Origin of the sequence: Pedobacter cryoconitis (assembly GCF_001590605.1) — a bacterium.
In the GTDB taxonomy this organism is placed as follows: domain Bacteria; phylum Bacteroidota; class Bacteroidia; order Sphingobacteriales; family Sphingobacteriaceae; genus Pedobacter; species Pedobacter cryoconitis_A.
Genome location: NZ_CP014504.1, coordinates 3439260 through 3452819, shown reverse-complemented (window position 1 = coordinate 3452819; position 13560 = coordinate 3439260). Strand labels below are relative to the sequence as shown.

At 41.1% G+C, this 13560-nt stretch carries 2 protein-coding genes; both read left to right on the top strand.

Translation table 11 applies throughout. The features are described from left to right. Nucleotides 1-74 precede the first annotated feature (74 nt). The gene (locus AY601_RS14055) at nucleotides 75-12638 is read left to right on the top strand and encodes a non-ribosomal peptide synthetase (RefSeq protein WP_068402165.1); all 12564 of its coding nucleotides are present in this window, start codon (nucleotides 75-77) and stop codon (nucleotides 12636-12638) included. A 22-nt stretch (nucleotides 12639-12660) separates the two neighbouring features. After that, entirely contained in the window at nucleotides 12661-13557 is an 897-nt protein-coding gene (locus AY601_RS14050; RefSeq protein ID WP_068402163.1) for a DUF6734 family protein, read from the top strand. Nucleotides 13558-13560 lie beyond the last annotated feature (3 nt).

Genomic DNA, 13560 nt, shown 5'->3' with positions numbered 1-13560 from the left:
TCGAAGAAGAATTCTCTCTTCCCGTAGATTTTTTGACACGGCTTAGTAATCCAAATATTTAAATAATCCATAGAATGATGAATATATCTGCTAATCAGAAAACAATCTGGTTAACCCAAAATATTTATGCAGCATCACCACTGTATAATGTTGGGGGTTATGCCGCTATTGAAGGAGATTTAGATCAGGCTGAACTAATCAGATCAATTGAACTGGTATTGTCGCAAGCTGATGTAATTGAAATGGGATACAATATCTTTGAGGATCAGAAAGGATTTCAGGAGAATCAATCGCGCAAGATTGACATTGACACGATTGATTTTTCATTAAATAATGATAGTGATAAAGCTTGTTTGGATTGGATGTCTGAAGATATTACTGTGCCATTCGATCAATCAGGTAATCTTCTTAAAATTAGGATTCTTAAATGCACAGACCGCAAATTTTTTTGGTACACAAAAGTTCACCATTTAATTTTCGACGGGTATTCAATGTCTTTGTTTTTCAATAAAGTAATTCAATATTATTCACCTGACAAATTAAACTTTCAAGAGCCTGATGAAAATAGTTTAAGACCTTACCTTGATTTTATCAATGGTGAAAAATTCTATAGATTATCTGATGAATTCATTGAAGATAAGGCATTCTGGAAAAGCAGACTTAAGGATTTACCTTCAACCAAAGCCTTCTCGACCTCTTTGAAGACGCCATTGAATCATGGTCAGAATTCAGAACGTTTGGAACTCAGTATTGAAAGAGTAGTTTATGACAAAATAAGTTTATTTTGTAAACAAAATCGTTGCACACCATTTCATTATTTTATATCGATCTTATTCATCCTCAATAAGTGTTATGGTAATGATTCGCCTGTCATCGGTATACCTGTCTTTAACAGGAGAAACAGGAAATTCAAAAATACGCTTGGAACGTTTGTCAATGTTCTACCTTTCTCTATACCTATAGAGAAAGGGAATTCATTTGCTGAGGTTATTTTACAGGTCAGGAATGAGCTAAAGGATTGTTATAAACATCAGCAATATCCTCTTTTTGATATTTTGGAAGATCTGGATCGACCGGGAAATATATATAATGTTTATTTTTCATACCAGAAGAACATTTATCTGAATGAAAACAACACTCTCAATTCTTCCATAAAATTTTTGAATAACGGAGCGCAACAGGAAGACCTTGTTTTTCATCTCCTTGAATATTCAGAGACTGACCCTCTAATTTTATCTGTTGATTATATTGAAGATGTTTTTGATAAGGTATTTATTGTCAGTATGTTAGATCATTTTGATAATTTAATAAGAGCATGCTATATTGATCCTCTACTACCGATTTTTCAATTACCATATCTACAAACAAAGGAAAAATATGATTTATTGACATCATTCAATGCTAAACCATCTCCAGGCTCATCTGATCAAACAGTTATAGAATTATTTGAAGAACAGGTTCGACGTAATCCTGATGCAATAGCTTTGATTTTTGAAGATAAGATATGGAGTTACGCGCAATTGAATGTAAGCGTTAACAGATTTGGAAATTACTTACTTACCAATCATAATATTAGACCAGGAGATTTAATCGCAATTCAGCTGGAAAGAAATGAGTCTATGGTTATTGGGATCCTGGGTGTTTTAAAATCAGGAGGTGCTTATGTTCCTATTGATCCGGATTATCCAGTCGAAAGAATAGAATATCTACTCCAGGACAGCGCCTGTAAACTCGTAATTGATCAGAATAAATTTCAAAAATTTGTCTCCTCAGAGAGTTCATTTTCTGATGAAAATTTAAAACTGGTTAACGATCCATCCAGCCTTGCTTATATCATTTACACTTCAGGTTCTACTGGTAAACCTAAAGGAGTGATGATCCAGCATAGTAATTTAAGTTCATTTTTACATTGGTGTAAAAATGAATTTTCGACCTCTCCCTATGAGGTGGTATTCGCGGTTACGTCAATTTGTTTTGATCTGTCCATATTTGAAATTCTCTACACACTTGTGAGCGGAAAAAAAATGCGTCTGCTAAAAAATGCATTGTCTGTTAAAGATTATGTTTTATCAGATCACCATATTTTATTGAACACGGTGCCAAGTGTAGTTGGATTATTATTGTCTGAGGGTACTGATCTCACAAACATTAAGGTACTAAATATGGCAGGAGAGGTTATTCCATCAAGTTATCTTTCGAAACTAGATTTTGAGCGGGCTGAGATAAGGAATCTTTACGGGCCTTCTGAAGACACAACTTATAGTACATTTTTTAGAATAAGAAGCAATTTCAATATTCTGATTGGTAGGCCAATCTCCAATACTCAGGTTTATATTCTGGGTAATGAAGATCAGTTGCTGCCAATTGGTGTAACAGGCGAGATTTGTCTGGGAGGGGATGGGCTTGCACTTGGTTATCTGAATCAGCCTGTGTTAACAGCAGAAAAATTTGTGCCTAATCCTCATCACATTGGCAAACTGATGTACCGCACGGGTGATTTAGGTCGTTGGCTTTCCGATGGAAATATAGAACTCGTTGGGCGCAGAGACGACCAGGTCAAGATCCGGGGCTACCGGATAGAACCCGGAGAAATAGAAAATATTCTGCAGGGACATGAAGGAGTTACTTCAGCAATTATTCTTGCTCCGTTAAATAATTTAGGGGAGCGTGAGTTAAGAGCTTATGTGACTGGCCAGAATATTCTTGATCCTATGGTTTTAAATAGTTATTTGGAAAAAGTACTGCCGGCTTACATGCTACCGCAGTTTTATATGCAGCTGGATGAAATTCCACTCACGGCAAATGGGAAGGTAGACCGGAAAAAACTGGAGGAATCGGGTGAGACGGAACTGGGGATAAATACTGATTACATCGCTCCACGTAATAAAACGGAAGAGCGTTTGATACAAATTTGGAGCGGAATTCTGGGCCGTGAGATTGGTCAGATCGGAGCTCGTTCAAATTTTTTTAGACTTGGTGGCCATAGCCTAAAGGCGACCCGTTTAATTAGCCAGATATACAAAGTATTCGGAGTAAAACTGAAGCTTAATGAAGTATTTTCGATTTCAATACTGGAAGACCAGGCGCTATTGATCGAAGGCAGCTATCAAACTGGATATACAGAAATCCCTCTTGCAGCTCCTGCAGAAAGTTATGTGCTTTCTTCTTCACAGCGTCGTTTATGGATTCTAAGTCAGTTTTCGGAAGGAAACATAGCTTATAATGTACCTGGGTCTTATCTTTTTGAAGGCGAACTGGATGTACAGAGTTTGCAGTATTCTTTTGATGCTTTGATTGCAAGACATGAGATCCTGCGGACTGTATTTCGCATAGATAAAGAAGGCGACGTAAGGCAATATATACAGGATGAAAATGTCCATGGTTTCGAGATCGGAGTTCAGGATTTTTGCGAAAATGATATTGAATTGGTACACAGGTTGGTAGGGGAAGATTTTATGACAGTGTTTGATCTGTCTTCAGGGCCTTTGCTGCGTGCGTGTCTGTATCGGGTAACGGAAACAAGGTGGGTTTTTAGTTATGTGATGCACCATATTATTAGTGATGGCTGGTCAATGGGGATTCTGTTGAAGGAGCTCATGAGCTATTATGGATTTTTCATGTATAATAAAGAAAACGTTGTTACAGCACTTCCGTTGCAATATAAGGATTATGCATGCTGGCAGCAGGGGCAGCTGAAAGGGTTAGCACTTGCTGTACATAAGACTTACTGGCTGGAACAACTTAGTGGGGAACTTCCTGTACTTAACTTATTGGGTGATAAGCCGAGACCATTGGTAAAGACCTATAATGGCCGGACGATCGGAAGAAAATTACCACCAGTATTAATAGCAAAACTTAGAACACTCCTGAACGAAGAAGGGGCAACCTTATTTATGGGTTTACTAGCCACAGTGAATGTACTTTTACACCGCTACACCGGACAGGAGGATTTGATTATTGGAAGTCCTATAGCAGGAAGGGAACATCCGGAACTGGAGGGACAGGTTGGTCTATATGCAAATACAACAGTTTTAAGATCAAGATTCAGTTCTGCAGACACTTATCGGGAGCTGTTAAGCAATGTTAAAAAAATAACTATTGATGCTTATTCTCATCAGGACTACCCATTTGATGAACTCGTTGATGATTTAAAGATTGAGCGTGATATGACCAGAAATTCTTTATTTGATGTTCAGGTTATCTTACAAGACTCTCAGATGTTTGATTTTGTGGAAAACAGTAAATCCAATGGATTTATGTTCCTTGAAAATAAGCAAAACGAGATTAGTACAAGCAGGTTTGAGCTGGTTTTTGATTTTGTGGAAATAGCAGAAGCGCTTACGATTAATTTAACCTATAATGATGATATTTATATAGAAACAACGGCCGAAAGGTTACTACAGCATTTAGAACAGATACTTGGGGTCATACTAAAGTATCCTTCTGTAGCTATCGGTAAGCTTGATTATCTGACTGACAAAGAGAAATTTCAACTTGTTCAAAGTTTCAATTCAACTAATATAGTTTATGCGAAAGAGCAGACTCTAGTTGATCTCTTTGAAAAACAGGTAGAATTACACCCTGAAAATATTGCGGTTGTATTTGAAGGGAAGCATTTGAGTTACCGGGAATTGGATGAACAGTCTGGGCGTGTGGCTCAATATCTGAAATCAAATTATACGATACGACCTGATGATCTGGTGGGAATTATGCTGGATCGGTCAGAATTGCTGATAGTTGCCATTTTAGCCGTGTTAAAATCAGGAGCTGCTTATGTACCCGTAGACCCTGGTTATCCTAAATTACGTAAAGAATTTATTCTGAATGATACAGGTGCACAGATACTGCTTACTCAGGCAGATTATATCTTTGACCTTGACTATTACCAGGGAAGTGTGGTTGCATTGGATTTACAGATGGGAGATATGGAATCCTGTAACCCCTCAATTCATTCTGTTATCCAAGCGGATCATTTAGCCTATGTGATTTATACATCCGGATCTACCGGAAATCCGAAAGGAGTAATGATTAATCATGGGACTATTTGTAATACGATCCTATCGCAGAAAATAATATTCGATGTAAATGAAGAAACACGAAGCCTGCAATTTGCGGCTTCTTCATTTGATGCATCTGTTTCTGAAATTTTCGTTGCATTGATTTCAGGAGGGCAATTGTATGTCATTAATGAGGAGCTAAAAAAAGATCCGGGTTTACTCGCGAAATATATAACAGATCATAAAATTGACCTGGCCACTATACCTCCATCCTATATTAAGCTTTTAGAGATGGATTCAATAAGCACACTAAAAAAGCTGGTGACAGCAGGGGAGACCGCTATTTTAGATAAAGGAATTTCATTTTGTCGTACAGGAATGTATTTTAATGCCTACGGCCCTTCAGAGTCAAGTATTTGTGCTACCGCCTTTCTGTTTAATGGCAAGAATTATCATGGCTCAGGTACAATACCGATTGGTAAACCAATTTCCAATACACAGGTTTATATTCTGAGTAAAATGGGAGCACTTCAGCCTGTTGGTGTTCCTGGGGAGATTTGTTTGGGAGGTGCTGGTCTTGCACGTGGTTATCTGAACCAGGCAGCATTGACGGCAGAGAAGTTTGTAACAAATCCTTACCGCTTGGGAGAGCGGATGTACCGTACTGGAGACCTGGGGCGCTGGCTTGCTGACGGGAATGTAGAATTTATTGGCCGGTTGGACGAGCAGGTTAAGATTCGTGGTTACCGGGTGGAGCTTGGAGAGATCGAGAATATTTTACAGGGATATAGTGCTATCACCTCGGCAGTTGTTCTTGCGCCCTTAAATAATTTAGGGGAGCGTGAACTTAAGGCTTATATCACTGGTGAGGGAGATGTGGATCCGTTGGTACTGAAGAGTTACCTGGGGCAGTTATTGCCCTCGTACATGTTGCCAGAGTCTTATACGCTGCTGGATATGATCCCGCTGACTGTAAATGGTAAGGTCGACCGTAAAGCATTGGAAGAACTAGCTGGTAGGGAGCTTGGTACTGGAGCAGTTTATATTGCTCCGCGTACAGAAACCGAGAGACAGCTGGTAGAGATATGGAGTGAGGTATTGGGACGTGATCCTGATCAGATCGGGATCAGTTCAAACTTTTTTGAACTGGGTGGACATAGTTTGAAAGCGATTCGTTTGACCAGCCAGGTTTATAAAGTATTTGGTGTAAAACTGGAGTTGAAAGAAGTGTTTTCGGTTTCTATACTGGAAGATCAGGCATTGCTGATTGAAGGGAGTCATCAGATGGGTTATACAGGGATTCCTGTTGTTGCTCCAGCAGAAAGTTATGTGCTTTCTTCCTCACAGCGTCGTTTATGGATACTGAGCCAGTTTTCGGCGGGTAATGTGGCTTATAATGTACCTGGGGCATACTGGTTTGAGGGGGAATTGGATTTGGAGATTTTACAGCGTTCATTTGATGCTTTGATTTCCCGTCATGAAATTCTGCGGACTGTCTTTCGTTCAGATGAAGAAGCGGAAGTCAGACAATATATACAGGATGCAGGTACAGGTGGTTTTGTGATCAATGAGCAGGATTTGAGGGGAACAGAGCTTACTGTATTGCGTAGCCTGGTGGAGAAAGATTTTACAACGGTATTTGATTTGACCTCAGGGCCGCTAATGTATGGCTGTTTATACCGGGTATCTGAAAGGAGTTGGGTTTTGAGTTATGTGATGCATCACATCATTAGTGATGGGTGGTCGATGGGTATCCTGATTAAAGAACTGATGGGGTATTATGGATCCTATCAGAGTGGGGAAGTGGAAGAGATTACAGGGCTTAATATACAATATAAAGATTATGCTTTCTGGCAACAGGAGCAGCTGAAAGGAGCCGCATTTGCGGCACACAAGGGCTATTGGCTGGAGCAGTTCAGCGGAGAGTTGCCTGTACTGTCGCTTTTGGGTGACAAATCCAGACCTCTGGTGAAAACGTATAATGGACGGACGATCAGAAAAAGACTGAATGGCGGGCAGATTGCAAGCTTCAGGAGACTCTTACAAGAAGAAGGAGCGACTCTTTTTATGGGTTTACTTGCAGCGGTGAAGGTGCTATTGCACCGTTACACAGGTCAGGAAGATATAATCATTGGCAGTCCCATAGCAGGCCGAGAACATGCAGACCTGGAAGGGCAGCTTGGTTTTTATGTGAATACCCTTGCACTGAGAACGACCTTTAGCGGGGCAGAAAATTATAGAGAAATACTTGACCGGGTAAAAAGGGTTACCCTTGGTGGATATGAGCATCAGGTTTATCCATTTGATGAGCTGGTAGATTCGCTGAACCTGCAACGTGATATGAGCCGTCATCCGTTGTTTGATGTACTTGTGGTATTACAACAGCCAGAACTTCAGCAGCAATTCTGGGAGAAACATTTGTCGGGGCTTCAAGCGAGTGTTTATGAAGATAGCCGGGATGTGATCAGCAAGTTCGATCTTCAGTTTACTTTTATCGAACAGGACGAAGGAGTGGAAGTACAGCTTGGTTATAACAATGATATTTATGAGGAAGGTACCGTTTGGGGTATGCTTGGACATTTTGAACATTTACTGGAGACGATTTTAAAAGCTCCTTCGGTAGCGGTTGGTCGACTGGATTACCTGTCTACGTCAGAGAAGTTAGCGCTGTTGGAGGATTTTAATGCTACAAGTGTTGCTTATCCGAAGGAACAGACCTTGGTAGATCTGTTTGCTGAACAGGTGTTGGAGCATCCGGAAAAGACTGCTGTTGTATTTGAAGGGAGGCATTTGAGTTATGGTGAACTTGACCAGGAGTCAAACCGTTTGGCAGCGTATTTACGTTCTGTTTATCAGATTGTTCCTGGTGAGCTAATCGGGGTTAGGCTGGATCGCAGTGAATGGTTGATTATTAGTTTGTTAGGAGTACTGAAATCTGGAGGTGCGTATGTTCCTATAGATCCTGGGTATCCTGAAGAGCGTATTGAGTTTATGATTTCAGACAGTGGGTGTAAGGTCTTGCTTGATAGGGCAGAACTTGATCATTTCTGTTCGGTTTCATCAGCTTACAGCGATTCGGTGCAGCCATTGGAGCACAGTCCATCGGATCTGATGTATGTTTTATATACTTCAGGTTCCACAGGGAAACCCAAAGGATGTATGCTTGAGCATGGTGGTGTATTGAATCGTTTGTGGTGGATGTGGAACCATTATGGTTTTAGTCAGGATGACATTATTTTACAGAAGACGACCTTCAGCTTTGATGTTTCGGTATGGGAACTATTTCTTCCATTATGCTGGGGGGCGCGTATGGTGATGTGTTCGGCTGAGGACAGCGGATCACCAGAACAGCTGTCGGATTTGATTTTCCGTGAGTCAGTGACGGCTTTACACTTTGTTCCATCGATGCTGAACCTGTTTATCGAGACTATTTTTGAAGAGGAAGCATCATTGGAAAGGCTATCTGGTTTACGTTTAGTATTTACCAGCGGAGAGGCCCTGCCTTTATCTTCTGTTCATCATTGGTATAATAAACTGGATGTTCCATTACATAATTTATATGGACCAACAGAGGCAAGTATTGATGTCACATATTATCCAACGTCACCGATAGATGAACGGATTCCAATCGGCAAGCCGATTAGCAATACACAGATATTCATTTTGGATCGTCAGGACCAGTTATGCGGTATCGGTATAGCGGGGGAGATTTGTTTGGGAGGTGTGGGTCTTGCGCGTGGTTATCTGAACCAGGCAGCATTGACGGCAGAGAAGTTTGTAACAAATCCTTACCGCTTGGGAGAACGGATGTACCGTACTGGAGACCTGGGGCGCTGGCTTGCTGATGGTAATGTGGAGTATATTGGTCGCATGGATGAACAGGTTAAGATCCGTGGTTACCGGATCGAGCTTGGAGAAATTGATAATGCGTTACAGGGGCATGCTGCTATAAGCGGAGCAGTTGTTCTTGCACCCTTAAATAATTTAGGGGAGCGTGAACTTAAGGCTTATATCACTGGTGAGGGAGATGTGGATCCGTTGGTACTGAAGAGTTACCTGGGGCAGTTATTGCCCTCGTACATGTTGCCAGAGTCTTATACGCTGCTGGATATGATCCCGCTGACTGTAAATGGTAAGGTCGACCGTAAAGCATTGGAAGAACTAGCTGGTAGGGAGCTTGGTACTGGAGCAGTTTATATTGCTCCGCGTACAGAAACCGAGAGACAGCTGGTAGAGATATGGAGTGAGGTATTGGGACGTGATCCTGATCAGATCGGGATCAGTTCAAACTTTTTTGAACTGGGTGGACATAGTTTGAAAGCGATTCGTTTGACCAGCCAGGTTTATAAAGTATTTGGTGTAAAACTGGAGTTGAAAGAAGTGTTTTCGGTTTCTATACTGGAAGATCAGGCATTGCTGATTGAAGGGAGTCATCAGATGGGTTATACAGGGATTCCTGTTGTTGCTCCAGCAGAAAGTTATGTGCTTTCTTCCTCACAGCGTCGTTTATGGATACTGAGCCAGTTTTCGGCGGGTAATGTGGCTTATAATGTACCTGGGGCATACTGGTTTGAGGGGGAATTGGATTTGGAGATTTTACAGCGTTCATTTGATGCTTTGATTTCCCGTCATGAAATTCTGCGGACTGTCTTTCGTTCAGATGAAGAAGCGGAAGTCAGACAATATATACAGGATGCAGGTACAGGTGGTTTTGTGATCAATGAGCAGGATTTGAGGGGAACAGAGCTTACTGTATTGCGTAGCCTGGTGGAGAAAGATTTTACAACGGTATTTGATTTGACCTCAGGGCCGCTAATGTATGGCTGTTTATACCGGGTATCTGAAAGGAGTTGGGTTTTGAGTTATGTGATGCATCACATCATTAGTGATGGGTGGTCGATGGGTATCTTGATTAAAGAACTGATGGGGTATTATGGATCCTATCAGAGTGGGGAAGTGGAAGAGATTACAGGGCTTAATATACAATATAAAGATTATGCTTTCTGGCAACAGGAGCAGCTGAAAGGAGCCGCATTTGCGGCACACAAGGGCTATTGGCTGGAGCAGTTCAGCGGAGAGTTGCCTGTACTGTCGCTTTTGGGTGACAAATCCAGACCTCTGGTGAAAACGTATAATGGGCGGACGATCAGAAAAAGACTGAATGGCGGGCAGATTGCAAGCTTCAGGAGACTCTTACAAGAAGAAGGAGCGACTCTTTTTATGGGTTTACTTGCAGCGGTGAAGGTGCTATTGCACCGTTACACAGGTCAGGAAGATATAATCATTGGCAGTCCCATAGCAGGCCGAGAACATGCAGACCTGGAAGGGCAGCTTGGTTTTTATGTGAATACCCTTGCACTGAGAACGACCTTTAGCGGGGCAGAAAATTATAGAGAAATACTTGACCGGGTAAAAAGGGTTACCCTTGGTGGATATGAGCATCAGGTTTATCCATTTGATGAGCTGGTAGATTCGCTGAACCTGCAACGTGATATGAGCCGTCATCCGTTGTTTGATGTACTTGTGGTATTACAACAGCCAGAACTTCAGCAGCAATTCTGGGAGAAACATTTGTCGGGGCTTCAAGCGAGTGTTTATGAAGATAGCCGGGATGTGATCAGCAAGTTCGATCTTCAGTTTACTTTTATCGAACAGGACGAAGGAGTGGAAGTACAGCTTGGTTATAACAATGATATTTATGAGGAAGGTACCGTTTGGGGTATGCTTGGACATTTTGAACATTTACTGGAGACGATTTTAAAAGCTCCTTCGGTAGCGGTTGGTCGACTGGATTACCTGTCTACGTCAGAGAAGTTAGCGCTGTTGGAGGATTTTAATGCTACAAGTGTTGCTTATCCGAAGGAACAGACCTTGGTAGATCTGTTTGCTGAACAGGTGTTGGAGCATCCGGAAAAGACTGCTGTTATATTTGAAGGGAGGCATTTGAGTTATGGTGAACTTGACCAGGAGTCAAACCGTTTGGCAGCGTATTTACGTTCTGTTTATCAGATTGTTCCTGGTGAGCTAATCGGGGTTAGGCTGGATCGCAGTGAATGGTTGATTATTAGTTTGTTAGGAGTACTGAAATCTGGAGGTGCGTATGTTCCTATAGATCCTGGGTATCCTGAAGAGCGTATTGAGTTTATGATTTCAGACAGTGGGTGTAAGGTCTTGCTTGATAGGGCAGAACTTGATCATTTCTGTTCGGTTTCATCAGCTTACAGCGATTCGGTGCAGCCATTGGAGCACAGTCCATCGGATCTGATGTATGTTTTATATACTTCAGGTTCCACAGGGAAACCCAAAGGATGTATGCTTGAGCATGGTGGTGTATTGAATCGTTTGTGGTGGATGTGGAACCATTATGGTTTTAGTCAGGATGACATTATTTTACAGAAGACGACCTTCAGCTTTGATGTTTCGGTATGGGAACTATTTCTTCCATTATGCTGGGGGGCGCGTATGGTGATGTGTTCGGCTGAGGACAGCGGATCACCAGAACAGCTGTCGGATTTGATTTTCCGTGAGTCAGTGACGGCTTTACACTTTGTTCCATCGATGCTGAACCTGTTTATCGAGACTATTTTTGAAGAGGAAGCATCATTGGAAAGGCTATCTGGTTTACGTTTAGTATTTACCAGCGGAGAGGCCCTGCCTTTATCTTCTGTTCATCATTGGTATAATAAACTGGATGTTCCATTACATAATTTATATGGACCAACAGAGGCAAGTATTGATGTCACATATTATCCAACGTCACCGATAGATGAACGGATTCCAATCGGCAAGCCGATTAGCAATACACAGATATTCATTTTGGATCGTCAGGACCAGTTATGCGGTATCGGTATAGCGGGGGAGATTTGTTTGGGAGGTGTGGGTCTTGCGCGTGGTTATCTGAACCAGGCAGCATTGACGGCAGAGAAGTTTGTAACAAATCCTTACCGCTTGGGAGAACGGATGTACCGTACTGGAGACCTGGGGCGCTGGCTTGCTGATGGTAATGTGGAGTATATTGGTCGCATGGATGAACAGGTTAAGATCCGTGGTTACCGGATCGAGCTTGGAGAAATTGATAATGCGTTACAGGGGCATGCTGCTATAAGCGGAGCAGTTGTTCTTGCACCCTTAAATAATTTAGGGGAGCGTGAACTTAAGGCTTATATCACTGGTGAGGGAGATGTGGATCCGTTGGTACTGAAGAGTTACCTGGGGCAGTTATTGCCTTCATATATGGTGCCACAGGCTTATGTCCAGCTGGATGTGATCCCGCTGACGATGAGTGGCAAGGCAGACCGTAAAGCATTACAGGGATATGGGGGGAAAGAACTGGGGCTGGTTTCAGTTCACGTTGCTCCGCGTACAGAAACTGAGAGACAGCTGGTAGAGATATGGAGTGAGGTATTGGGACGTGATCCTGATCAGATCGGGATCAGTTCAAACTTTTTTGAACTGGGTGGACATAGTTTGAAAGCTGTCAAAGTGATCCATCGTGTCAATACTGTTTTCTCAGTTAAAATAGATATTGTCAAGCTATTTAATGAACCAACAATAGAGAATATTTCCGGGCACATAGATTTTATCATCAGCCAGAAATATCATGCCGCTAATAAGCAAACAATGATTGAAATAGATATCTAACAGTTACCTCTAATATTATTCTATGAAAATAGTACAAAGTCTATGGTCCAAACCAGGTATTCCAAATGATATCACTCAATTTTCTGATTTTAACAAATGTGGTTGGCTCGATAAAAAGTATAATTATTTCAGTTGGATATTAAGTGCCCGGCAATTCACGAAATTTTACGATGAAGTTGAACTGGTCACAGACAAATCCGGATATGATCTACTGATAAACAAATTGGAATTACCTTATACGAGTACACAAGTAGTTTTAGATGATTTAAATGACTACCATCCTAATTTATGGGCATTAGGAAAAATATATGCTTATCGTATTCAGAGTAAACCATTTATTCATGTAGATGGGGATGTTTATATCTGGGAGAAGTTTAATCAGACTTTGGAAGGCTCTTCTCTAATTTGCCAAAATAAAGAAGAAGGAGAAAGCTATGATAATTTCTACAGACAAATATTTTTCCCAATAGCATTGAACCTCAACTACTATCCTGGTGTTCTGGATAAATCTATCAATATAAATAACAGTATTAAAGCTATCAATGCTGGGATTCTTGGAGGGCACAATATTAATTTCTATAAAACCTACACAGAAAAAGCTTTTCAATTTGTAGATAAGAATATAAGTCATCTGCATAAGATAAACGTCTCTTCATTTAACGTGATTTTTGAACAGTTCCTTTTTCGTGCATTAGCAGATGAAGCAAAGCAAGACATTCATTATATGCATGCTGATGCAAGTGTTCCACCTTATTTTTTTGAGTTTACCGGTGTACCCTCCAAAACGAAGTATATACATATATCGGGAAGATCTAAGGTGGAGAAATATTTAGCAGATTGTTTGGAATATAGGGTTAAAACAGATTATCCGGATGACTATTACAGAATACTTAAACTGATGAAAAAAAATCAAATATAACGC